This is a genomic window from Virgibacillus phasianinus (assembly GCF_002216775.1).
Taxonomy (GTDB): Bacteria; Bacillota; Bacilli; order Bacillales; family Amphibacillaceae; genus Virgibacillus_F; species Virgibacillus_F phasianinus.
The window spans coordinates 1043248-1066292 of sequence record NZ_CP022315.1; the positions used below are offsets into that span (position 1 = coordinate 1043248).

A 23045-nucleotide genomic window follows, 5' to 3' on the forward strand; every position below is an offset into this window, starting at 1 on the left:
TGGTTGACCTATTTTTTATAGGTTCTATGATTAAAGTAGCCGGGGTAGGACGATCTGGCCCGTGGGACATCGATCCCGTCCGCAATACTGTCCACCCTCTACTTGTAGAAACATGTTTGAGGCTGGTTGGGACTCAGATCCCGTATAACAAGCGAAGCTATGACACTACAAGTGATGAAGAGGTGCACTGGCAAATCTATTAAATGGAGCGTGATTTATATGGATCCTGTAATTGGCTTGGATGTTGCAAAAGGTGAAAGCCAAGTTCAAGCCTTTTTACAAAGAAAAGAAACGTATAAGCAAAGTTTTAAATTCACACACGATTTACTAGGTCTTCAAACATTTCATAACTTTTATCAAGAAGTAGAAAAGGTCTCTGGTCAGCCTCCGGCTGTAATCTTTGAATCTACCGGACATTACCATGAACCTGTACTTCAATTTCTCGAGGATAAAGATATAGCTTATTATTTGGTCAATCCAGTGATTTCCTTTGAAGCTAGGAAAACTAATTTACGCCAAGTAAAAACGGATAAAGCTGATGCATTTCATTTAGGTGAGCTTTATTATAAAGAAGACCTTGAAATCTATCAAAGGAAAACGAATAAAGCCCTTAATTTGAGACTTTTAACAAGACAGCACAGTGCTTTAACAGATAGTTATGTTCAAATAAAACTTCAATTTCAAGTGGCATTGGATCAAGTATTCCCAGAATACCATTGTGCTTTTAGCGATTTGTATGGAAAATTATCATTAAATACTTTATCGAATTATCCAACTGCTATAGACATTCATAAAGTCGCTGATGAGAAGTTAGCTGAAGAGATGAGTCAATTTGGAGTCAGGCGCTCTCATGCATGGTTTTTAGACAAAGCGCAGCAATTAAAAGAAGCTGCAAGACGCAATCCCTATCAATCTCAAATTAGCCATGGACAACTGGTCAGTCTGCGTATGTATATTCAGATGCTTTTTCAATATCAGGAGCATTTATCAGAGTTGTTAACAGAAATAAATGCGCTTTCAAATTCTTTTGAAGAATACAGATTAATCCAATCCGTACCTGGTATTGGAGATAAGATTGCGGCAACAATCCTCTCCGAAATTGGCGATATCAACCAGTTCGAGCATCCTAAAAAACTTGTAGCCTACGCAGGATTGGATCCATCTGTTTTTGAATCAGGTAAATTTAAAGCTTCTATCAATCGGATTACGAAAAGAGGTTCATCAAGACTGCGACAAACGCTTTACACAGCTGTTCAGTGTGGTTTAGCCAAAGGACGAAATAAAAAACTAATTGCTTTTTATGATCGTAAAAGAAATGAAGGCAAGCCACATAAAGTCGCTCTAATTGCTTGCGCAAACAAGCTTGTTCATTGGATTTATGCCATGTTAAAACGTCAAGAAGTCTTTGTAGATTAAGTGTAATTTGCTTCAAATTCCTTTGTTTTTTTTCCTTTTAATCAAAAGGTTTATTTAGTATGTTCAATTTTAGTGTAACATGTTTTTTAGAAACTTTTTAGCCTTAATTATTGACAGCTATTAGCTGGTATTGTTGCACTATCCCAATCCATCTTATCAGCGTAATTGTATCAAACTTAATTTCAAAATCACAGCTTCTTTTTCTCTAAATTATTTGTCTGCTACTTGTATGTTACGTGTATGCTACGTGTGAATTTTCCCCTGTTTTTAAAGCACCGCATATACAGTAAAATCCCCCAACCACACGTGGTTGAGGGATTTGCAAGTGTTGATTTATTAACGTTTTGAGAACTGTGGTGCACGACGTGCTGCTTTAAGACCGTATTTCTTACGTTCTTTCATGCGAGCATCACGAGTTAGGTATCCTTCACGTTTAAGAGAAGCGCGATATTCTGGATCTGCTTCTAAAAGTGCGCGGGCAATACCGTGACGAATAGCACCAGCTTGGCCAGTGAATCCTCCGCCATGAACATTTACTAGAACGTCATATGTGCCTTCTGTTTCTGTAACAGCAAGCGGTTGATTTAAAATAAGACGTTGTGTGTCATATGGAAAATAGCTTTCAGCGTCACGTCCGTTGATCACAACTTTACCATTGCCTGGAACTAGACGTACACGTGCAGTTGATTTTTTACGACGACCTGTGCCGTAGTATTGTACTTGTGCCACTTGGTTGACCTCCTTTAATTATCCGCGAAGTTCATAAACTTCTGGTTTTTGTGCTTGGTTATTATGCTCTGAACCTTTATATACGTGCAATTTTTTACCCATTTTGCGGCCTAAAGGACCTTTTGGAAGCATGCCTTTAACAGCAAGCTCAAGCATTTGCTCAGGGTATTTAGTTCGCATTTCGTTAGCATTACGTGCTTTCAAGCCACCTGGATGGTTTGAGTGACGGTAATACATTTTATCGTTAATTTTATTTCCTGTAAGTTCAATTTTCTCTGCATTGATAATAATAACGTTATCACCTGTGTCTGCATGTGGTGTATACGTTGGTTTATGTTTACCACGTAGCAAAGTCGCAACTTCACTTGCTAGACGACCTAGACGTTGTCCTTCAGCATCTACAACAAGCCATTTGCGTTCAATGTTACTTTCATTAGCCATGAACGTTGTACGCATGATAGTTTCCCTCCTAATTTACATCAATCATTTTCGTTTATTTCATCATAATTAGATTCCGGGGCTAATCATGGTTTTGAAATAAAATGCCATATATCATCATATACTAAATGATAGCTCTATGTCAAGTTGAAAATGAGTTTTTTAATCTTAATAATCGTTTGTTTCCTAGTATTTTACATTCCACAAATATAGTCCTTGTGCAGGAACTGTTTCACCTAACAGTTGACGATCCTTTTGTGTTAAAAGCCGGCCAATATCCTCTTGCCTGCGCCTGCCTTGTCCAACATCAAGCATAGCTCCTACTATGATTCGCACCATATTGTAAAGAAAGCCGCTTCCCCTGAATATAAATTCTATCTCACTGCCGCTTTTGCTGCAGCTAACCTGATAAAGGGTCCGCACTTTACTTCCTTTCGTTGTAGCCTTTGCCGAAGAAAAGGTGGTGAAATCATGTTCACCCTCTAGTTGCTTACATGCGCTCTGAATGGCGCTTATATCTAACGTATAAGGAAAATGGTATGCATAGTTGTGTTTGAAAACGTCCGGCTCCTTTTCATTCCATACATAATAGCGGTATTCCTTCTCACAGACATCATACCTTGCATGGAACGATGCGGCTGCTTCTTCTACTTCTCGTACATACAGATCGGCAGGCAGCAGTGTGTTTAGCGCCCGCTTCCAATTTTCATAGGGAATATCATAAGGTGTGTCGAAATGGATAGTTTGACGTTTCGCATGGACACCTGTATCTGTGCGGCCTGATGCGTGTATACGAATCGGTTCACCCTTGTGCATCTTTTTTAGGGCTTTTTCAAGCTCGCCGTGGACGGTCCTTGTTTTTGGTTGAATTTGGAATCCTGAAAAATTAGTACCATCGTAGCTAATCACACATTTGATTCTACCCATTTCCTCATGTCCTTTCAAAATTAATAGTTTCTAGTCAGAATGGTACCGGCAACTACGCAAATAAATAATAGGAAAACGGCTACATCTCTTTTTTCTATTTTTAATTCGCGTAGCTTTGTCCGCCCTTCGCCCCCCTGATACCCGCGTGCTTCCATTGCCATAGCCAATTCTTCTGCCCGCTTAAATGCACTTACAAACAATGGAACCAAAAGAGGGACTACTGCTTTCACACGCTCTTTCATTTTCCCTGTGCGGAAGTCAACACCCCGCGAAGCCTGTGCACGTGAAATCTTTTCTGTTTCCTGCATCAAGGTAGGGATGAATCGAAGAGAGATAGACATCATTAAGGCGAGCTCATGGACAGGGAATTTAACCTTTTTCAATGGATGCAGCATATCCTCGATGGCATCCGTTATTTCAATCGGGGTCGTTGTTAGTGTTAATAATGACGTTACTAATATTAAAAGGAAAAATCGCATCGAAATTGCCAGACCCTGGATAAGGGCACCCGAATAAATTTTGAATGAAAAAATTTCGAATAAGACCGTACCCTCTTTCGTTACAAAAAGGTGTAAGAAAAACGTAAAGATAATTAAAAACCAGACAGGAGTCAATCCTTTTATAATGTAGCGAATCGGAACCCGGGTTATAAACATGCACACCAAAGCAAACACGGTTAGAATTCCATAGCTTATAACGGTATTTGCAAAAAATACAATAAACACAAAGAAGAAAATAACAGTTATTTTTGAACGCGGATCCAGTTTGTGCACCAATGAATTACCGGGGACATATTGGCCGATGATTAATGCATTATTCATATGAAGACCCCCCCTTTAACACCTGCTGAATCTCCCGGGCAATTTCCTTTGTTGATTGCCTGTGAAAGGGGATGTGAACGCCAAACCTTTTCTCAAATAACCCAAGAAATTGAACCGCTTCAGGCACATCCAGCTGCACCTTTTTCAATGCCTCCTGTCTGGTTAATACCTCCTCCGGCTTACCCTCCAGGTATTTCTTGCCTTTGTTCAAAATAATCACATGATCTGCATATTTCACGGCATCTTCCATACTATGTGTTACAAGAATAGTGGTTAGATTTTGTTCACGATGCAAAGCGTGAAACATTTCCATGATTTCCTTTTGACCACGCGGGTCTAAGCCAGCGGTTGGTTCATCTAGGACAAGTACATCCGGCTTAATGGCAAGGACCCCAGCAATCGCAACTCGGCGCATTTGTCCTCCGCTTAAATCAAAGGGCGAACGGGAAAGCAATGCATCATCCAGTCCTACCGCTGGTGTTATTTCCTTAATCCGCTTCCTGATTTCATCATCTTGTACATCAAAGTTCTCTGGTCCAAAAGCAATATCCTTCTCCACTGTTTCTTCAAACAACTGATGTTCCGGATACTGAAAGACAACTCCAACTTTGCTGCGTAATTCTTTTAAATTCTTAGGTTTTTGCTCTTTTGATAAGGTAAAATTACCGATTGATACTTCACCTTCGCTCGGCATTACCAACCCGTTCAGGTGTTGAATAAGTGTCGACTTTCCGGATCCAGTATGACCAATAACGGCCACAAATGAACCTGAGGGGATATGGAACGATAAATCCTCGATCGCTTTATGTGCAAATGGTGTATTTTGTTGGTATATATAGCTTACGTTCTTGAATGTAATGTCCATAAGTCCTCCAGCAATTCCTCTTGGTTTAGGGCCTCGTTTGTAATAGGAACGCCCATTTGTTTTAAATTTTCTACTAAAATGGCCACAAAAGGTACATCCAATCCAATTTCACGAAGTTCAACTTTTTTGGAGAAGATTTCACGTGGGGTTGCCTCATCCCAAATCACGCCTTCATTCATAACAATTACCCGCTCGGCCTGAACAACTTCCTGCAGATCATGAGTAATCGTAATCAATGAAAGCTGATGTTCCTTTTGCACATTGGATACCGTGCTCATGATTTCCTTGCGCCCTTTTGGGTCAAGCATTGCTGTTGCCTCGTCCAGAATAAGCACTTGCGGTGAAACAGCTAGTACACTTGCAATCGCAACACGCTGCTTTTGACCTCCTGAAAGCCGATGTGGTTCTGTCATACGGTAATCCTGCATGCCAACAGCGGTCAAATTGGTCTCAATACGCTTGATCATTTCCGAGCGTGGTACTCCCCTGTTTTCCATACCAAATGCCACATCATCCTGCACAGTTGTCCCAACAAACTGATTATCCGGATTCTGAAAAACCATTCCGACATCTTTACGAATTTCCCATATGGATTCTTCCGTTACCTGACGGCCATTAATGAAAATTTCACCCTCCTGCGGGAAAAGCAAACCATTCAACAATTTGGCTATCGTGGACTTGCCTGACCCATTATGCCCAATTATGGCTACCCATTCATCTTTGAAAATATCAAAACTGCAATTCTTTAGTACCCAGGGCGCCTCTTCTCCGTATCGAAACGATACATTCCTAAACTCTATCAATTTCTCTCCCATTAGTTCGTACTTCCCCCTCTAGCTCAGCTCAATAGTCATAGGCATTATTGACCGCATGCTGCTGTTACGATGAATATCGGCCTTTCTTTGGTTTTATTGGCCAAACTTGTATTTGTTCGGCCATTTCCTATTAACCGCTAACTAGACTCCAATCAGCTGCCCAATTACTATTTCTACCTACAAAAAAAGGGCTTGGCTTCACCTCGTGGAAGAGATTCAGTCCTGCCCTTAACGCGCAAAAGTTTGATTATACTAGTTCAATAATTGCCATTTTTGCTCCGTCACCTTGACGAGCTCCTAGCTTAAGAACACGTGTATATCCACCTTGTCGTTCTTCATAGCGTTCTGCGATTTCACCAAAAAGTTTTTGAATAACATTTTCGTTTTCATTTGCTTCCTGATTATATAAGAATGATGCAGCTTGACGACGTGCGTGTAAATCACCACGTTTGCCGAGTGTAATCATTTTATCTGTTACTGATTTTAAATCTTTCGCTTTTGCTTCTGTTGTTTCAATCCGTTCATGAATGATTAAATCAGATGCAAGGTTGCGAAGTAATGCCATACGTACATCGGTATTACGACCTAACTTTCTAGCCATGGACTATCCCTCCCTTTTTATGAATATCTAAAGGTGTCTGCTTTTATCAGTCGTCATTACGTAAGCCTAAGCCTAGATCTTCAAGTTTCACCTTAACTTCAACAAGAGATTTACGGCCTAAATTACGCACTTTCATCATATCTTCTTCAGATTTATTTGAAAGCTCCTGAACTGTATTAATTCCAGCACGTTTCAAACAATTATAGGATCTAACCGAAAGATCTAATTCTTCGATTGTCATTTCCATTACTTTTTCTTTCTGATCTTCTTCTTTTTCTACCATGATTTCAGCATTTTGTGCTTCGTCAGTTAGACCTACAAAAATATTCAGATGTTCAGAGAATATCTTTGCCCCTAGTGAAACTGCTTCTTCAGGGCGAATACTTCCGTCTGTCCACACATCCAATGTTAACTTATCGAAATTCGCAATTTGTCCGACACGAGTATTTTCGACTTGGTAAGTCACACGTGATATTGGTGTAAAAATCGAGTCAACTGGAATAACCCCTATTGGCTGATCATCATGATTATTACCCTCTGCAGGACGATAACCGCGACCACGTTCAGCAGTTATTTTCATATGCAAGCTACCTTTATTGTTAATAGTAGCAATTGGAAGTTCTGGATTTAATACTTCCACATCACTATCATAGGTTAGATCTGCGGCCGTAACTTTTCCTTCTCCCTGCACATCAATCTCTAGTGTTTTCTCTTCATCAGAGTAAATTTTAAGAGCTAGTTTTTTCAAATTAAGAATGATTGTTGTAACATCTTCTACAACACCTTCAATCGTTGAAAACTCATGTTGTGCTCCATCAATTTGAACTGCTGTGACAGCAGCGCCTGGAAGTGAGGATAGTAGGATACGACGCAAGGAGTTTCCTAGAGTAGTACCATATCCACGTTCAAGCGGTTCGACGACGAATTTGCCAAATTTGGCATCATCGCTGATCTCTACTGTTTCTATTTTTGGTTTTTCAATCTCGATCATTCAACAAAACCCTCCTTAAAAACGTCGAAACCCCGGCTAGACATAACGGTCTAACCGAAATTCCCCAAATAGGCAGTTGGCGTTTCTGCACTACCCGTAAATCTTTCGTATTGTCTGCCGTTCATCGATGCTGATTGTTGGATGATAAAAAAGAATACACTTTATTAACGCTCCATACTTTTAGCTATCATAACCCATTATAGACAGGGTGACAAATTATATACGGTATAATTGATAGAATTATACGCGACGACGTTTTGGTGGGCGACAACCATTGTGAGGAACCGGGGTTACGTCACGAATAGCCGTTACTTCTAAACCTACTGCTTGCAAGGAACGAATTGCTGCTTCACGACCAGCACCAGGACCCTTAACAGTTACTTCTAGTGTTTTCATGCCATTTTCTACAGCTGCGTTTGCTGCTGTTTCAGCTGCCATTTGAGCTGCAAATGGTGTAGATTTACGAGAGCCTCTAAATCCTAGTGCCCCAGCTGAGCTCCAGCTTATAGCATTCCCTTTCACATCCGTAATCGTAACAATTGTGTTGTTAAACGTAGAACGAATATGTGCTACACCAGTATCAATATTCTTTTTCACACGACGCTTACGCGTATTAGTTTTACGAACCATTGATTAGCTTACCTCCTTCACGTTACTTTTTCTTGTTAGCCATTGTACGACGCGGACCTTTACGGGTACGTGAATTGTTTTTGGTTTTTTGACCACGCACTGGCAACCCACGGCGATGACGAATTCCTCTGTAGGACCCAATTTCAATTAATCGTTTGATATTAAGGGATACTTCACGACGAAGATCACCTTCTACTGTATATTCGTCCAATGCTTTACGGATTTTACCTAATTCATCTTCAGTTAAATCGCGTACACGAGTGTCTTCTGAAACGCCTGCTTCTTTAAGGACTTCCTGTGCAGTATTCTTTCCAACTCCATAAATGTAGGTTAATGAAATAACTACACGCTTATCACGTGGAATATCTACTCCTGAAATACGTGCCATAAGCTCAATGCACCTCCTTGTTTATTAGCCTTGTTTTTGCTTGTGTTTTGGATTTTCGCAAATCACCATTACTTTGCCTTTACGCTTAATAACTTTACACTTTTCGCAAATTGGTTTTACAGATGGTCTTACCTTCATCATCTTTACCTCCTTTTATATCGGAGCTCTCTCGGTTATTTATAACGGTACGTAATCCGTCCTCTAGTTAAATCATACGGTGAGAGTTCTACTGTCACTTTATCACCAGGTAAAATACGGATGAAATGCATGCGAATTTTACCTGATACATGTGCTAAAACCGTATGACCGTTTTCAAGCTCAACTTTAAACATTGCGTTTGGCAATGTATCCGTTACTGTACCTTCAACTTCAATTACATCGTCTTTCGCCATCGTGTTGGTCTCCCTTCTTCAAATCAGTCACAACTTCATTGACAAATTTTGCTATGGCAAATCTCAACTTACCATTTGTGACACGACCAGTTTCTAGAAGGCTATTTTGGACTTCCGGGGAAATATAATCCATAACTTCAATATGATTTATATTCTTTTTCTTTGGCCGATCATACTTTCGTTTTTCCCCATCTGCTAGCATGACATACCCATTGTCTACCATATTAATAACAACCGCATATTGTCCTATCTCACGGCCTTGCATAATACGAACAATTTGACCTACTTGCGGAATCGAATCAGCTTCGCTCAACAACGATCACCTTCACTTAGGCTATAGTTTAAATGCTGCCTTTTTCTATAAAAAGGACTCTATTTATAAACAAGTAACAACCCGTGTTACTATACCAGTACGTGTTTTGTCGTTTCCCTGCGACATATATTATACCTTTTAACAAATAGAAATGCACACATTCAGTGTAATTTATACAGTCACAATGCTTATTTTTCTATTTTAGTTTGAATATCCTGGAATACTGCATCGATTTCTTTATTTCCATCGATGGTAACAAGGTATCCTTTTTCCTGATAATAATCAAGAAGTGGTTTTGTTTGCTCTATATTAACAGCTAAACGATTCTTTACTGTCTCTGGTGTATCATCTTCTCGTTGAATAAGCTCGCTTCCATCTTTATCACATATTCCTTCCTTTTTAGGAGGATTATACATAACATGATAAGTTGCCCCGCATGTCGGACAAATTCTGCGGCCAGTGAGACGTTTCACTAATTGTTCTTCTGGAACATCTACATGCAGTACGCAGTCAATGTCTTCATCCATGTTGGAAAGAAGCGTTTGTAAAGCCTCTGCTTGAGCAATTGTCCTTGGAAATCCATCTAATAGAAAGCCATTTTGACAATCATCTTTACGTAAACGTTCATCAACGATGCCTATTGTAACTTCATCGGGAACAAGATCTCCTTGATCCATGAATTGCTTTGCTTTTTTACCAAGGTCTGTTCCTTCTTTTATTGCTAATCGGAACATATCTCCTGTTGAGATATGAGGGATGTTATATTTTTCACTTATTTTTTCTGCCTGAGTACCTTTACCAGCACCAGGTAGACCCATTAAAATTAAATCCAACAATTTTCCCCTCGCTCTCATTGGTAACAAGAATTACTTTATAAAACCTTTGTAGTGCCGTTTTACTAACTGACTTTCCAGTTGTTTCATTGTCTGAAGCGCAACACCAACAACGATTAGTAAACTTGTTCCGCCGATTTGTACAGCGGTAGGTAAATCTGCCAAACCGCCTAAAACGATAGGTAGCACAGAAACTGCAGCAAGGAATATCGAGCCTACGAAAGTTAGGCGATACATCACTCTTGTTAAATAGGTTTCTGTATTCTTCCCTGGACGAATCCCTGGAATATATCCACCCTGTTTTTGTAAATTCTCAGCCATTTGCTCCGGATTAACCTGAACAAATGTATAAAAATATGTGAATGCAATAATTAACGCAACATAGATAACCATCCCAATTGGCTGGGTATAATCAAATATTTGTTTAACTGTTGCAGCAATTTCATTCCCTTCAAAAAATCCTGCAATGGTACTTGGTGCGATAATAAATGCAATCGCAAAGATTACCGGAATAACACCTGCAGCATTAACCTTTAACGGTAAATGTGTAGAATGGCCGCCCACTGGTGAACGGTTCACAAGTTTTTTTGCATATTGAACAGGGATTTTGCGTAATGCCTGCTGGATAAAGATAACACCAACAGTAACTGCAATAACAACTAACACAATCATAGCTACAATCACCACGTTGATAAACAATTCATCGCCAGGATCAATGAAATACTGGCTATATAATTGTTTTACCCCATTAGGAACTGCAGCCACGATACCAGCAAAGATTAGAATGGATATTCCATTGCCGACACCATTTGCAGTTATCTGTTCCCCGATCCACATTAAAAAAGTTGTACCACTTGTTAATACAATGGCAATAACAATAAATGTCAGAACACCGGGATTTTGAATTAATTGGCCGCCTGCCATTGCGTTAAACCCAATGGACATGGCGATTGCTTGAACAAATGCGAGCGCAACTGTTCCATATCTGGTGATTTGAGCCAGTTTTTTCCGGCCCATTTCTCCTTGTTTCTTCCACTCAGAAAATTTCGGTACAACATCCATTTGAAGTAATTGCATGATGATCGATGCTGTGATATAAGGCATTATCCCCATTGCAAAAATAGAGAAGTTCTGTAATGCCCCACCACCAAATGTGTTTAGAAAACCAAAAACATTTTGTTGATTCATAAAATCAATTGCTTCTTTATTTGTATATGGCACAGGAATAAACGTACCAAGACGGAAGATGATTAACATTAATAATGTGAAAACTATTTTCCGTCTGATGTCACCCACGCGCATAAAATTGGAGATTGTACGGAACATTAGATCACCTCTGTCTGACCGCCCGCTGCTTCGATAGCTTCTTTAGCTGAAGCAGAGAACTTATGAGCTTTTACAGTAAGTTTCTTTTCAACAGCACCATTGCCAAGTATTTTAATACCTGCTTTAAGTTTGCTGACTACACCCTCTTCAAGTAAGAGTTCTGGTGTAATTTCAGTGCCATCTTTAAATCGATTTAAAGCATCAAGATTTACTACAGCAAATTCTTTACGATGAATATTTGTAAATCCACGTTTAGGCAGACGTTGGAATAAAGGCATTTGACCACCTTCAAAACCCGGACGAGTACCTCCGCCTGAGCGTGCCTTTTGTCCTTTATGTCCTCTTCCGGAAGTTTTACCGTTACCAGAAGATGTTCCACGACCTACACGGTTACGTTCTTTACGGCCTTCTGCTGCTTTCAATTCATGAAGTTTCATACGAGCACCTCCTCTTTACGCTAATGTGTAATTAAACTTCTTTAACCGTCACGAGATGGGATACTTTGTTAACCATACCGCGAACGGCTGGAGTATCTTCACGGACTACGGACTGACGAATTTTTTTAAGTCCTAATGACTGAACAGTTTGCTTTTGAGCCTCTGCTCTACCGATAACACTGCGCGTGAGGGTGATTTCTAATTTTTTAGACATAGTATTTCCCTCCTTATCCTAACAGTTCTTCTACAGACTTTCCGCGTAGTTTAGCAACTTCTTCTGCGCGTTTTAAGTTTGTTAGTCCGTTTAATGTTGCGCGAATCATATTAATTGGTGTGTTTGAACCAAGTGATTTAGTCAAAATGTCACCAACACCTGCAAGCTCTAAGATTGCACGGACAGGGCCACCAGAGATAACTCCTGTACCTTCTGTAGCTGGTTTCATTAATACATTACCTGAACCAAATCTTCCGTGAATCTCATGTGGAATAGTAGTTCCAACGATTGGTACAGTAATTAAGTTTTTCTTAGCGTCATCAACAGCTTTTTTAATTGCCTCTGGCACCTCTTGCGCTTTACCAGTACCAAATCCTACGTGACCATTTTTATCTCCAACTACAACCAATGCAGCAAAACGGAAACGGCGTCCACCTTTTACAACCTTTGCAACACGGTTTATTGTTACAACACGTTCTTCAAGATCTAATTTATTCGGATCTATGTTTGTACGCATCAATGTCCCTCCTTTATCAATTAAAATTCAAGACCTGCCTCGCGGGCAGCATCTGCCAATGCTTTTACACGTCCATGATAAAGGTAGCCTCCGCGATCGAACACAATCGATTTGTAACCTTTATCTTGGGCACGTTTAGCAATCAATTCTCCGATTTTTTTAGCAGCTTCAACATTCCCAGCAGCTTCAACGTTTAAGTCTTTTTCAGCAGTAGAAGCGCTTGTTAGTGTAACGCCATTAATATCATCAATTAATTGTACATAAATGTTCTTGTTTGAACGATATACGTTTAAACGTGGGCGCTGTTCTGTACCAAAAAGGTTTTTACGAACACGCTTTTGTCTTTTCTTACGCAATACATTTTTGTCAGGCTTTGTGATCATCTAGGTCACTCCTTTCTGCTCCCTAACCAATCTTACTTAGCAGTTTTACCTTCTTTACGGCGTACATATTCACCTTCGTAACGAATACCTTTACCTTTATAAGGCTCTGGCGGGCGGATAGCACGAATTTTAGCAGCAACTGCTCCGACTAGTTCTTTGTCAATTCCTTTAACAATCAATTGAGTGTTTTTAGGAACTTCTATATCAATACCATCTCTTTTTTCAATTTCAACCGGGTGTGAATAACCTGCGTTAAGCACGACTTTTTCGCCTTGCTTTTGTGCACGATAACCAACCCCAACAAGTTCAAGGTTTTTTGTAAAGCCTTTATGAACTCCTTCAACCAAATTATTAATGATGCTGCGTGTTGTTCCATGCAATGCACGGTGTTCTTTGTGATCACTTGGACGTTCAACAGTTAGCACGTTATCATTAATAACAACTTTCATATCATCATGAATCGTTCTAGTTAATTCACCTTTTGGTCCTTTAACTGTAACGTTATTTCCAACTAATTTAATTTCCACTCCATCTGGAATTACAATTGGCTTAAGTCCTATACGAGACATTTAAGTGCACCTCCTGTCTTATAAATGTTAATTACCAAACATACGCTAGAACTTCGCCGCCAACAGCTTGAGTGCGTGCTTCCTTGTCAGATAACACACCTTTAGATGTTGATACGATAGCAATGCCTAAACCGTTAAGTACACGTGGCACCTCATCAGCCTTTGCATAGACACGTAGTCCTGGTTTACTTATACGTTTGATACCTGTAATTACTCGTTCGCTACTTACACCGTACTTAAGGAAAATACGCAGAACACCTTGCTTGTTATCTTCAATGAATTCATAATCACGGACGAAACCTTCACGTTTCAAAATATCTGCAATTTCTTTTTTCATCTTAGAAGCCGGAAGCTCTAATTTTTCATGGCGTACCATGTTTGCGTTACGAATGCGAGTAAGCATATCTGCGATTGGATCTGTCATAACCATTACTCATTACCTCCTTCCCAAATCGGGGTTTACCAGCTTGCTTTTTTGACACCAGGAATTTGACCTTTATGGGCAAGTTCGCGGAAACAAATACGGCATAGTTTAAATTTACGAATTACAGAATGTGGGCGTCCACAACGTTCACAACGCGTATACTCTTGTACTTTATACTTTTGTGGGCGTTTTTGTTTCGCAATCATCGATTTTTTAGCCACAATTTTCCCTCCTTGTATTAGCTCTAAGCTTATTTTTGGAAAGGCATGCCTAGCTGAGCTAAAAGTTCACGCGCTTCTTCATCAGTATTAGAAGTTGTAACAATAACAATATCCATACCGCGCACTTTACTTACCTTATCATAGTTAATCTCTGGGAAAATTAGTTGTTCTTTAACACCTAATGTATAATTTCCACGGCCGTCAAAAGCATTTTTAGAAATACCACGGAAGTCTCGAACACGTGGAAGTGAAACCTGTACAAGTTTTTGTAAAAATTCGTACATGCGCCCACCGCGAAGTGTTACTTTTGCTCCAATTGGCATTCCTTCACGTAAACGGAATCCAGCGATGGATTTTTTTGCTTTTGTAACCATTGGCTTTTGCCCAGAAATTAATGCAAGCTCTTCAACAGCGCTGTCTAATGCTTTAGAGTTTTGAACTGCATCACCAACACCCATGTTAATAACGATTTTCTCTACATGTGGTGTTTCCATTACAGATTTATAATTAAATTTATTCATCAACGATGGCATTACATCATCTTGATATCTTTGTTTTAATTCGTTCATCATGTCGCCCTCCTTTCGTCGCTAAATTATTTATCTAATGCTTCACCGGATTTTTTAGCGATGCGGACTTTCTTTCCGTCACGTACTTCGAATCCAACACGAGTTGGCTCTCCGGATTTAGGATCAATTGGCATTACGTTAGAAACATGAACTGGTGCTTCCTGATTCAGAATTCCACCTTGAGGGTTATCCTGAGAAGGTTTAGCGTGTTTTTTAACCATGTTAATTCCTTCAACAAGTACACGGTCCTTTTTCGGATATGCTTCTAAAATAGTACCTTGTTTTCCACGGTCTTTACCGGAAATAACTTTAACTTTATCACCTTTTTTTACATGCATGCTTGACGCACCTCCCTACGCGCAATTCATTCCTACTTATAGTACTTCTGGTGCTAGAGATACGATTTTCATGAATTTTGCATCACGCAATTCACGTGCTACTGGTCCGAAAATACGAGTCCCTCTTGGACCTTTATCATCACGAATGATGACAGCAGCATTTTCATCGAAACGAATGTATGATCCATCTTTACGGCGCATACCGTTCTTCGTACGTACAATAACTGCCTTTACTACTTCACCTTTTTTGACAACGCCACCTGGTGTTGCTTGTTTGACCGAACAAACAATTACATCACCGATATTAGCAGTTTTACGTCCAGAACCGCCTAATACTTTAATTGTTAGCACTTCACGCGCTCCAGAGTTGTCTGCTACCTTTAAACGAGTCTCTTGTTGAATCATATCACTGTGACCTCCCTTCGGATACCTTCCGAGCGAACCCGAACTTTAATTATATAATTACCGCTTCTTCCACAACTTCTACCAAACGAAAACGTTTTGTAGCCGATAGTGGACGAGTTTCCATGATACGAACTACGTCACCAGTTTTAGCTTGGTTATTCTCATCATGCGTTTTGAATTTTTTAGAGTATTTAACACGTTTACCATATAATTTATGAAATTTATATGTTTCAACTAATACAGTAATTGTTTTATCCATTTTGTCAGATACAACACGGCCTGTGTACTCTTTACGATTATTACGTTCACTCATTTTGAGGCTAACCCCCTCTCTAAGGTTCTAGTTATTTACACTTAGTTCACGTTGACGTGCAACTGTTTTAAGACGAGCAATAGATTTACGGACTGTACGAATACGTGCAGTGTTTTCCAAAGATCCAGTCGCTAATTGAAAGCGTAAATTAAATAGTTCTTCCTTCAATGATTTTACTTTTTGTTCAATTTCGGCAGTGGTTAGTTCTCTGATTTCATTAGCCTTCATTGATTTCACCACCAATTTCTTCACGTTTTACAAACTTAGTTTTGATCGGCAGTTTATGAGAAGCAAGACGTAAAGCTTCACGTGCAACTTCCTCACTTACACCAGCGATTTCAAACAAAATTTTACCTGGTTTTACTACTGCAACCCATCCTTCAGGAGCACCTTTACCGGAACCCATTCGAACTTCAAGGGGCTTTGCAGTATATGGTTTGTCTGGAAAGATTTTGATCCAAACTTTACCGCCACGTTTCATATAACGAGTCATTGCAATACGAGCTGACTCAATTTGGCGGTTTGTGATCCATGAAGCTTCAAGTGCTTGTAAACCATACTCACCAAAAGCTACAGTTTTTCCACCTTTTGCTTGACCTCTCATGCGACCACGATGTTGTCTACGATATTTAACACGTTTGGGCATTAACATAATGCATATCCCCCTTCCTTATTTTGTAGTTTTAGTTGGAAGGACTTCTCCACGATAGATCCACACTTTAACACCTAATTTACCGTAAGTAGTATCAGCTTCTGCTGTACCATAATCGATATCAGCACGTAATGTGTGTAGTGGTACTGTTCCTTCGCTATAATGTTCCGCACGGGCGATGTCCGCTCCACCTAGACGGCCGGAAACTTGTGTTTTAATTCCTTTTGCTCCACCGCGTATAGCGCGTTGAATAGATTGTTTCTGAGCACGACGGAATGAAATACGGTTTTCTAATTGACGAGCAATATTTTCAGCAACCAATGTTGCGTTAATATCAACCTTTTTAACTTCAACGATATTAATATGAACACGTTTGCCAGTTAAACTGTTTAATGATTTACGTAAAGCTTCAACCTCAGATCCGCCTTTACCAATTACCATACCAGGCTTACCAGTATGAATTGTAATGTTTACACGGTTTGCTGCACGTTCGATTTCGATAGAAGAAACAGCAGCAATACGTAAGCGGTTCTCCAGATATTCTCTGATTTTGATATCTTCGTGTAGTAAGTCTGCATAATCTTTGCCAGCATACCATTTTGACTCCCAGTCACGAATGACGCCGACACGAAGACCCACTGGATTTACTTTTTGACCCACTGACTATCCCTCCTTCTTTTCTGATACAACCAATGTTACATGGCTTGAGCGTTTATTAATTTTACTTGCACGTCCTTGTGCACGTGGACGAAAACGTTTCAATGTTGCACCTTCATTTACAAATGCCTCTGAAACAATTAAATTGTCTGGATCCATTTCGTAGTTGTGTTCTGCGTTTGCAATTGCAGATTTTAGAACTTTCTCTACGACTGGAGAAGCACCGCGTTGAGTGAGGCGTAATATTGCCATCGCTTCACCAACATTTTTTCCTCGAATTAAATCAACTACTAAGCGTACTTTACGAGGAGCAATACGAACAGATTTTGCAACGGATTTAGCTTGCATGCCGGAGTCCTCCTCTCATTAGCGTTTTGTTTTCTTGTCATCGCCAGCGTGTCCTTTGTACGTACGGCTTGGCGCGAATTCACCTAATTTATGTCCGACCATATCTTCTGTAACATAAACCGGAACATGTTTGCGTCCGTCATATACAGCCACAGTGTGTCCGATAAATGTAGGGAAAATAGTTGAACGACGTGACCATGTTTTTAGAACCTGCTTTTTGTCGTCTTCATTAAGTTTATCGATCTTTTTCAATAGATGGTCATCTGCAAAAGGTCCCTTTTTTAAACTACGACCCATGGATAAACCTCCTTTCAGAGTTAAGAGACGGGTTACTTCCCGCCACTACATTCCGTTATTTTTTACGCTTACGAACGATAAATTTATCGGTAGGTTTGTTGCGTTTACGAGTCTTATATCCAAGAGTTGGTTTACCCCAAGGAGACATAGGTGATTTACGTCCGATTGGCGCGCGTCCTTCACCACCACCATGCGGGTGATCATTAGGGTTCATAACAGAACCACGTACAGTAGGGCGCTTGCCTAACCAACGAGAACGTCCTGCTTTACCAATTTTGATAAGCTCGTGTTCAATGTTTCCGACTTGACCGATCGTTGCGCGGCAAGTAGAAAGAATTAAACGCACTTCTCCAGAAGCTAAACGTACTAACGTATATTTCTCTTCACGTCCAAGAATTTGTGCCTCAGCACCTGCAGATCTTGCTAGCTGGCCACCGCGTCCTGGCTTCAATTCAATGTTGTGAATAATAGTACCCACTGGAATGTTTTGAAGTGGAAGTGTGTTTCCTAGTTTAATATCTGCATCTTTGCCGGATTCAATTTCCTGACCTACTTTGATTCCTTTAGGAGCTAAGATATATCTCTTCTCTCCATCAACATAATTAATTAATGCAATGTTAGCTGAACGGTTTGGATCATATTCGATCGTAGCAACGCGTCCGCGTATTCCATCTTTATCACGTTTGAAATCAATCATACGGTATTGACGTTTATGACCGCCACCTTGATGACGAACAGTTAATTTTCCTTGGTTATTACGTCCACCGCGTTTATACAACGGGCTTAACAAGGATTTTTCTGGAGTATCTGTTGTAATCTCTGCGAAATCAGAAGTTGTCATTCCGCGTCTACCGTTTGTGGTAGGTCTATACTTTTTAATCGCCATCTTTTTTCCCTCCTTCACATGTTACCTAGTATTTAGCCTTCAAAGAAGTCTAGCTCTTTGCTATCCTCTGAAAGCTGTACAATAGCTTTCTTGCGATCAGAACGGTATCCGCCGTAACGACCCATTCGCTTGAATTTACCTTTTAGATTCATTGTGTTTACTTTAACTACTTTTACACCAAAAACTAATTCAACAGCGTCTTTAATCTCTGTTTTATTTGCTTTTGGGTAAACTTCAAACGTATATTTTTTGTCTGCCATTAAATCAGCAGTATTTTCTGTAATGACAGGGCGCTTAATAATATCACGTGGATCTTTCATTATGCAAGCACCTCCCCTGCTTTTTCAGCTGCCTCTTTAGTCAAGATCAGCTTGTCATGCGTAAGCAAGTCTAAGACATTAACTTGTTCAACAGTAAGTACTTTTACTGATTGAAGGTTGTTAGCAGAACGAATTACATTCTCGTCTTTGTCTGCTGTTACAATTAACACTTTAGTATCAACTTCAAGTGCTGTTAGCATATTAACTACTTCTTTTGTTTTAGGTGCATCGATTGCGATGTTTTCTAAAACTACCAAATTCTCTTCCTTCACTTTTGAAGAGTAAGCAGATTGAAGCGCTAAGCGACGAACTTTTCTAGGAAGCTTATAGCTGTAGCTTCGTGGCGTTGGGCCAAATACAACTCCCCCACCAACCCATTGCGGTGAACGGATTGAACCTTGACGAGCACGACCTGTGCCTTTTTGACGCCATGGTTTACGACCACCGCCGCGAACGTCAGAACGATTTTTAACCGCATGTGTACCTTGACGCAGTGATGCTTGCTGCATTACTACCGCATCATGCAATACATGTTCATTTGGCTCGATGCCAAACACGGAATCATTCAATTCTACTTCTCCAGCTTTGGAACCATCTTGTTTTAATAGTGCTACTTTAGGCATGACATATCCTCCCTTCGTTTGTATGATTAGTTAGCCCTTATTGCACTCGTGATTTTTACGAATGATTTTTTTGCACCAGGAACATTACCTTTAACTAGTAATAGGTTACGTTCAGCGTCTACACTGACAATTTCTAAGTTCTGGATTGTTACAGTTTCACTACCCATTTGACCAGGCAATTTAGTTCCTTTGAAGACACGTGCTGGGTCAGCCGCCATCCCCATTGAACCTGGACTTCTGTGGAAATGTGAACCATGTCCCATTGGACCACGTTGCTGATTGTGACGTTTAATAGCCCCTTGGAAACCTTTCCCTTTTGATTTTCCAGATACATCAATCTTATCGCCTGTCTTAAATACATCAACGCCAACTTCTTGACCTACTTCATACTCGTCAAGGTTTGCGTTACGGAATTCACGAACGTAGCGCTTAGTTTCTGTGTTTGCTTTTTCAGCATGACCTTTTTTTGCTTTATTAACATGTTTTCCTTTTGCTTCTGAAAAGCCAAGTTGAATAGCCTCATAACCGTCGTTTTCTAAGGTTCTTTTTTGTAGAACTACGTTTGGTTCAGCTTGAATCACTGTTACTGGCACTAATTCGCCGTTTTCAGAGAACAATTGAGTCATGCCAATTTTACGACCTAAGATTGCTTTCGTCATCCGTTACACCTCCTATAATAAAACGTTATTTTATAATTTAATTTCAATATCCACACCTGATGGTAAGTCAAGACGCATTAGCGAATCAACTGTTTGTGGTGTTGGATTCACAATATCGATTAACCGTTTATGTGTACGCATTTCAAATTGCTCACGCGAATCTTTGTATTTGTGCACCGCACGCAATACAGTATAAACAGATTTCTCAGTAGGCAACGGAATAGGTCCTGAAACATTTGCACCAGAACGTTTCGCTGTCTCTACAATTTTCTCAGCAGATTGATCTAAAATACGGTGATCATACGCCTTTAAACGGATTCTAATCTTTTCTTTTGCCATAATTTTCCCTCCTTTTCGCCCATTTTATAATAGACATTCTCCGCGAAAATTTCTCAACCACCCGCCATGGCAAAGGGGCCGGGTGTATCGACAACCTTTCACTTCATCGCCTTTTATGACCAACATTCATATTATATAGAAAAAGTGTGGCCAATGCAATACATATTTATAAAAAACATGATTAACACATCTATGTATTATACTAACTTTATTCATAGAATGCAAGGGGTGCCCAGAATTTAACGTTTTTTGGATCAAGAAGACGTTAGAAAACAGCAGGGCTTCCTTTATAGAAGCGTACACATCAGCATGGAATCATAAGAACAAAATGGTTTGGTGTTCGTAGTTCATTGATTTTGTATCTGTTTCAGAGCACTGTGGCTAGACATAATTTATAGATTATTAATTAATTTAGAAGGGAGTATCGCATAGTTAGTTGGAATATCATCACTGTTGATAAAGATCCCTGATGGCCGCTGCTTAAAAAACACTGCGCTTTCCGTGGGCAGCTATAACTCGAGCTATGCTCGAGGGCACTGAAAATGTGGTGGATTTTTAAAATTTGGCTTTTCACCTTTACCTAGCATCTTGAATATACCGAGACTCCTCGAAAAAGAATAAACACTTTTTCTTCGTGCGATGCCTATTCAGGGAAGCATTCCTTGTCCTGCGGGAAGTGAGAGATCGGCGAGACCCCGGAGGACGGAGTTAATGAAGCCCGACTAAAACCGCCCTTTGCGGGCAACGTCGGCTACCCCTTGCCGGGGCAAGGAGACTCGACACTCGCCCGCGGAAAGCGCAGTATATTCAAGATGCGATGATAGATCCACCTATTTTGTACTACATTTTACCTTTTTCAGTGGCCTCATCTTTGCTACCCTAGCAGGCTCAGCGCGAGCCCACGGAAAGCGTAATGTTTTTTCCGCAGCGGTCGCAGGATGCCGAACATGATTTTAGTTAGTTCGCAGTTTATGGATTTTGAAAAACAACAATCTTTTAGAAACCTATCTCGTAGACACCGGTATGATTGGGTTTCTTAAAAATGCAAAAAACAGGCAGCGTCGTCACGCTGCCTGTTTTCTATTAACATTTAACATTTACTTATTTTACGATTGATGATACAACACCAGATCCAACTGTACGTCCGCCTTCACGAATTGAGAAGCGAGTACCGTCTTCAATAGCGATTGGTGAAATAAGTTCAACAGTCATTTCAATGTTATCACCAGGCATTACCATTTCAACGCCTTCTGGCAACTGGATAACGCCAGTTACGTCAGTAGTACGGAAATAGAACTGCGGGCGATAATTACCGAAGAATGGAGTATGACGTCCGCCTTCTTCTTTTGACAATACATAAACTTCAGCTTTGAAATTAGTATGTGGAGTGATTGTACCTGGCTTTGCAAGTACTTGACCACGTCCAATATCTTCACGAGCTACACCACGTAGTAATGCGCCAATGTTGTCGCCAGCTTCAGCATAATCTAGAAGCTTACGGAACATTTCAACACCAGTTACAGTTGTTTTAGCTGGTTTTTCATTAAGACCGATGATTTCTACATCATCACCGACTTTAACTTGACCACGCTCAACACGGCCAGTTGCTACTGTACCACGGCCGGTAATTGAGAATACGTCCTCAACTGGCATCATGAATGGCTTGTCAGTGTCGCGTTCTGGATTTGGAATATATTCGTCAACTGCGTCCATCAATTCAACGATTTTAGCTTCGTATTCAGGATCGCCTTCGATAGCTTTAAGAGCAGAACCTTTAATTACTGGTACATCATCACCAGGGAAGTCATACTCAGTTAGTAAATCACGAACTTCCATTTCTACTAGTTCTAGAAGTTCTTCGTCATCTACCATATCTGTTTTGTTAAGGAATACAACGATTGATGGAACACCAACGTTACGTGATAACAGGATGTGCTCACGAGTTTGTGGCATAGGGCCATCTGCAGATGATACTACTAGGATTGCTCCGTCCATTTGTGCAGCACCAGTGATCATGTTTTTAACATAGTCAGCGTGACCTGGGCAGTCAACGTGTGCATAGTGACGAGAATCTGTTTCATATTCAACGTGTGATGTAGAGATTGTAATACCACGCTCTTTTTCTTCTGGAGCACCATCAATTTGGTCATAAGCCATTACTGTACCTTTACCAGATTTCTTGTGCATTACGATAGAGATTGCTGCAGTTAAAGTTGTTTTACCATGGTCAACGTGTCCAATAGTTCCAATATTCACGTGACTTTTTGAGCGGTCAAATTTTTCTTTAGCCATTTATAGTTCCTCCTTTAAATAAATAAAAGTGTTTTGTTTTAGTCATTACTAAATATAACCCTACAATAAATGTTATACGTTAGATTTTCCAAAAAAT

The 23045-nt window shown here is 40.1% G+C and carries 38 protein-coding genes; 1 reads left to right on the forward strand and 37 read right to left on the reverse strand.

Translation table 11 applies throughout. The annotated features are described in order from the left end of the window. Positions 1 to 219: 219 nt before the first annotated feature. A complete protein-coding gene (locus CFK37_RS05290; RefSeq protein ID WP_089060885.1) occupies positions 220 to 1416 on the forward strand; it encodes an IS110 family RNA-guided transposase in 1197 nt (398 codons plus the stop codon). A 336-nt stretch (positions 1417 to 1752) separates the two neighbouring features. Here the strand turns inward: CFK37_RS05290 and rpsI are convergent, their stop codons facing one another. From rpsI to tuf, 37 genes are all read right to left on the reverse strand, one after another. Continuing rightward, positions 1753 to 2145: a 30S ribosomal protein S9 gene (rpsI, locus tag CFK37_RS05295; protein WP_089060886.1), complete on the reverse strand. Its 393-nt coding sequence runs from the start codon at positions 2143 to 2145 to the stop codon at positions 1753 to 1755. Positions 2146 to 2163: 18 nt separating this feature from the next. Next, positions 2164 to 2601: a 50S ribosomal protein L13 gene (gene rplM / locus CFK37_RS05300; protein WP_089060887.1), complete on the reverse strand. Its 438-nt coding sequence runs from the start codon at positions 2599 to 2601 to the stop codon at positions 2164 to 2166. 168 nt (positions 2602 to 2769) lie between these two features. Continuing rightward, positions 2770 to 3510: a tRNA pseudouridine(38-40) synthase TruA gene (gene truA, locus CFK37_RS05305; protein ID WP_089060888.1), complete on the reverse strand. Its 741-nt coding sequence runs from the start codon at positions 3508 to 3510 to the stop codon at positions 2770 to 2772. Positions 3511 to 3530: 20 nt separating this feature from the next. Then, a complete protein-coding gene (locus tag CFK37_RS05310) occupies positions 3531 to 4331 on the reverse strand; it encodes an energy-coupling factor transporter transmembrane component T family protein (protein WP_089060889.1) in 801 nt (266 codons plus the stop codon). Beyond that, the gene (locus CFK37_RS05315; protein ID WP_089060890.1) at positions 4324 to 5196 is read right to left on the reverse strand and encodes an energy-coupling factor ABC transporter ATP-binding protein; all 873 of its coding nucleotides are present in this window, start codon (positions 5194 to 5196) and stop codon (positions 4324 to 4326) included. The genes CFK37_RS05310 and CFK37_RS05315 overlap by 8 nt, the downstream gene beginning before the upstream one ends. Continuing rightward, on the reverse strand, positions 5172 to 6011 hold the full coding sequence (locus CFK37_RS05320) for an energy-coupling factor ABC transporter ATP-binding protein (protein WP_089060891.1): 840 nt from the start codon (positions 6009 to 6011) through the stop codon (positions 5172 to 5174). Before CFK37_RS05320 ends, CFK37_RS05315 begins: the two co-directional genes overlap by 25 nt. Positions 6012 to 6258: 247 nt before the next feature. Beyond that, complete coding sequence (rplQ, locus tag CFK37_RS05325) at positions 6259 to 6612, reverse strand: 50S ribosomal protein L17 (RefSeq protein WP_089060892.1); 354 nt, start codon at positions 6610 to 6612, stop codon at positions 6259 to 6261. Between the two features lie 46 nt (positions 6613 to 6658). After that, positions 6659 to 7603 carry a DNA-directed RNA polymerase subunit alpha gene (locus CFK37_RS05330; RefSeq protein WP_089060893.1) on the reverse strand — a complete coding sequence of 315 codons (945 nt, stop codon included), beginning with the start codon at positions 7601 to 7603 and terminating at the stop codon, positions 6659 to 6661. A 240-nt stretch (positions 7604 to 7843) separates the two neighbouring features. After that, on the reverse strand, positions 7844 to 8233 hold the full coding sequence (gene rpsK / locus CFK37_RS05335; RefSeq protein ID WP_089060894.1) for a 30S ribosomal protein S11: 390 nt from the start codon (positions 8231 to 8233) through the stop codon (positions 7844 to 7846). 22 nt (positions 8234 to 8255) lie between these two features. Beyond that, entirely contained in the window at positions 8256 to 8621 is a 366-nt protein-coding gene (rpsM, locus tag CFK37_RS05340; RefSeq protein WP_089060895.1) for a 30S ribosomal protein S13, read from the reverse strand. Positions 8622 to 8645: 24 nt separating this feature from the next. After that, positions 8646 to 8759 carry a 50S ribosomal protein L36 gene (rpmJ, locus tag CFK37_RS05345; RefSeq protein WP_002509257.1) on the reverse strand — a complete coding sequence of 38 codons (114 nt, stop codon included), beginning with the start codon at positions 8757 to 8759 and terminating at the stop codon, positions 8646 to 8648. A gap of 35 nt (positions 8760 to 8794) precedes the next feature. Next, positions 8795 to 9013: a translation initiation factor IF-1 gene (gene infA, locus CFK37_RS05350; RefSeq protein ID WP_010652072.1), complete on the reverse strand. Its 219-nt coding sequence runs from the start codon at positions 9011 to 9013 to the stop codon at positions 8795 to 8797. Further along, positions 8991 to 9326 (reverse strand): KOW domain-containing RNA-binding protein, encoded by a 336-nt coding sequence (locus CFK37_RS05355; RefSeq protein WP_089060896.1) that lies wholly within the window; start codon positions 9324 to 9326, stop codon positions 8991 to 8993. Before CFK37_RS05355 ends, infA begins: the two co-directional genes overlap by 23 nt. Before the next feature lie 188 nt (positions 9327 to 9514). Further along, positions 9515 to 10159, reverse strand: a complete 645-nt coding sequence (locus tag CFK37_RS05360; protein WP_089060897.1) for an adenylate kinase — start codon at positions 10157 to 10159, stop codon at positions 9515 to 9517. 33 nt (positions 10160 to 10192) lie between these two features. Further along, positions 10193 to 11485 carry a preprotein translocase subunit SecY gene (gene secY / locus CFK37_RS05365; protein WP_089060898.1) on the reverse strand — a complete coding sequence of 431 codons (1293 nt, stop codon included), beginning with the start codon at positions 11483 to 11485 and terminating at the stop codon, positions 10193 to 10195. Then, positions 11485 to 11922: a 50S ribosomal protein L15 gene (gene rplO / locus CFK37_RS05370; RefSeq protein WP_089060899.1), complete on the reverse strand. Its 438-nt coding sequence runs from the start codon at positions 11920 to 11922 to the stop codon at positions 11485 to 11487. The genes secY and rplO overlap by 1 nt, the downstream gene beginning before the upstream one ends. Positions 11923 to 11953: 31 nt before the next feature. Beyond that, complete coding sequence (gene rpmD / locus CFK37_RS05375; protein ID WP_089060900.1) at positions 11954 to 12136, reverse strand: 50S ribosomal protein L30; 183 nt, start codon at positions 12134 to 12136, stop codon at positions 11954 to 11956. A 13-nt stretch (positions 12137 to 12149) separates the two neighbouring features. Then, positions 12150 to 12653 carry a 30S ribosomal protein S5 gene (rpsE, locus tag CFK37_RS05380; protein ID WP_089060901.1) on the reverse strand — a complete coding sequence of 168 codons (504 nt, stop codon included), beginning with the start codon at positions 12651 to 12653 and terminating at the stop codon, positions 12150 to 12152. A 20-nt stretch (positions 12654 to 12673) separates the two neighbouring features. Continuing rightward, entirely contained in the window at positions 12674 to 13036 is a 363-nt protein-coding gene (gene rplR / locus CFK37_RS05385; protein ID WP_089060902.1) for a 50S ribosomal protein L18, read from the reverse strand. 32 nt (positions 13037 to 13068) lie between these two features. Then, on the reverse strand, positions 13069 to 13605 hold the full coding sequence (gene rplF / locus CFK37_RS05390; protein WP_089060903.1) for a 50S ribosomal protein L6: 537 nt from the start codon (positions 13603 to 13605) through the stop codon (positions 13069 to 13071). Between the two features lie 31 nt (positions 13606 to 13636). Continuing rightward, positions 13637 to 14035 carry a 30S ribosomal protein S8 gene (rpsH, locus tag CFK37_RS05395; protein ID WP_089060904.1) on the reverse strand — a complete coding sequence of 133 codons (399 nt, stop codon included), beginning with the start codon at positions 14033 to 14035 and terminating at the stop codon, positions 13637 to 13639. Positions 14036 to 14064: 29 nt separating this feature from the next. Then, on the reverse strand, positions 14065 to 14250 hold the full coding sequence (locus CFK37_RS05400) for a type Z 30S ribosomal protein S14 (RefSeq protein WP_089060905.1): 186 nt from the start codon (positions 14248 to 14250) through the stop codon (positions 14065 to 14067). A gap of 29 nt (positions 14251 to 14279) precedes the next feature. Next, on the reverse strand, positions 14280 to 14819 hold the full coding sequence (gene rplE, locus CFK37_RS05405) for a 50S ribosomal protein L5 (RefSeq protein WP_089060906.1): 540 nt from the start codon (positions 14817 to 14819) through the stop codon (positions 14280 to 14282). 26 nt (positions 14820 to 14845) lie between these two features. Further along, the gene (gene rplX, locus CFK37_RS05410; protein WP_089060907.1) at positions 14846 to 15157 is read right to left on the reverse strand and encodes a 50S ribosomal protein L24; all 312 of its coding nucleotides are present in this window, start codon (positions 15155 to 15157) and stop codon (positions 14846 to 14848) included. A gap of 36 nt (positions 15158 to 15193) precedes the next feature. Beyond that, positions 15194 to 15562: a 50S ribosomal protein L14 gene (gene rplN, locus CFK37_RS05415; RefSeq protein WP_089060908.1), complete on the reverse strand. Its 369-nt coding sequence runs from the start codon at positions 15560 to 15562 to the stop codon at positions 15194 to 15196. Between the two features lie 49 nt (positions 15563 to 15611). Next, a complete protein-coding gene (gene rpsQ, locus CFK37_RS05420; RefSeq protein ID WP_089060909.1) occupies positions 15612 to 15875 on the reverse strand; it encodes a 30S ribosomal protein S17 in 264 nt (87 codons plus the stop codon). A gap of 27 nt (positions 15876 to 15902) precedes the next feature. Continuing rightward, on the reverse strand, positions 15903 to 16103 hold the full coding sequence (gene rpmC / locus CFK37_RS05425; protein ID WP_089060910.1) for a 50S ribosomal protein L29: 201 nt from the start codon (positions 16101 to 16103) through the stop codon (positions 15903 to 15905). Beyond that, positions 16093 to 16527 (reverse strand): 50S ribosomal protein L16, encoded by a 435-nt coding sequence (gene rplP / locus CFK37_RS05430; protein ID WP_089060911.1) that lies wholly within the window; start codon positions 16525 to 16527, stop codon positions 16093 to 16095. The genes rpmC and rplP overlap by 11 nt, the downstream gene beginning before the upstream one ends. An 18-nt stretch (positions 16528 to 16545) precedes the next feature. Beyond that, the gene (gene rpsC / locus CFK37_RS05435; RefSeq protein ID WP_089060912.1) at positions 16546 to 17187 is read right to left on the reverse strand and encodes a 30S ribosomal protein S3; all 642 of its coding nucleotides are present in this window, start codon (positions 17185 to 17187) and stop codon (positions 16546 to 16548) included. A gap of 3 nt (positions 17188 to 17190) precedes the next feature. After that, positions 17191 to 17532, reverse strand: coding sequence for a 50S ribosomal protein L22 (gene rplV / locus CFK37_RS05440; RefSeq protein ID WP_089060913.1), 342 nt, complete (start codon positions 17530 to 17532; stop codon positions 17191 to 17193). Between the two features lie 18 nt (positions 17533 to 17550). Then, on the reverse strand, positions 17551 to 17829 hold the full coding sequence (gene rpsS / locus CFK37_RS05445; RefSeq protein WP_089060914.1) for a 30S ribosomal protein S19: 279 nt from the start codon (positions 17827 to 17829) through the stop codon (positions 17551 to 17553). Positions 17830 to 17884: 55 nt separating this feature from the next. Continuing rightward, a complete protein-coding gene (gene rplB / locus CFK37_RS05450; RefSeq protein WP_089060915.1) occupies positions 17885 to 18715 on the reverse strand; it encodes a 50S ribosomal protein L2 in 831 nt (276 codons plus the stop codon). A gap of 32 nt (positions 18716 to 18747) precedes the next feature. Beyond that, on the reverse strand, positions 18748 to 19035 hold the full coding sequence (rplW, locus tag CFK37_RS05455; protein WP_089060916.1) for a 50S ribosomal protein L23: 288 nt from the start codon (positions 19033 to 19035) through the stop codon (positions 18748 to 18750). After that, complete coding sequence (gene rplD, locus CFK37_RS05460) at positions 19035 to 19658, reverse strand: 50S ribosomal protein L4 (RefSeq protein ID WP_089060917.1); 624 nt, start codon at positions 19656 to 19658, stop codon at positions 19035 to 19037. Before rplD ends, rplW begins: the two co-directional genes overlap by 1 nt. 26 nt (positions 19659 to 19684) lie before the next feature. Beyond that, positions 19685 to 20317, reverse strand: coding sequence for a 50S ribosomal protein L3 (rplC, locus tag CFK37_RS05465; RefSeq protein WP_089060918.1), 633 nt, complete (start codon positions 20315 to 20317; stop codon positions 19685 to 19687). Positions 20318 to 20347: 30 nt separating this feature from the next. Next, positions 20348 to 20656, reverse strand: a complete 309-nt coding sequence (rpsJ, locus tag CFK37_RS05470; protein WP_089060919.1) for a 30S ribosomal protein S10 — start codon at positions 20654 to 20656, stop codon at positions 20348 to 20350. 1101 nt (positions 20657 to 21757) lie between these two features. Next, on the reverse strand, positions 21758 to 22948 hold the full coding sequence (gene tuf, locus CFK37_RS05475) for an elongation factor Tu (protein WP_089060920.1): 1191 nt from the start codon (positions 22946 to 22948) through the stop codon (positions 21758 to 21760). Between the last annotated feature and the right edge of the window lie 97 nt (positions 22949 to 23045).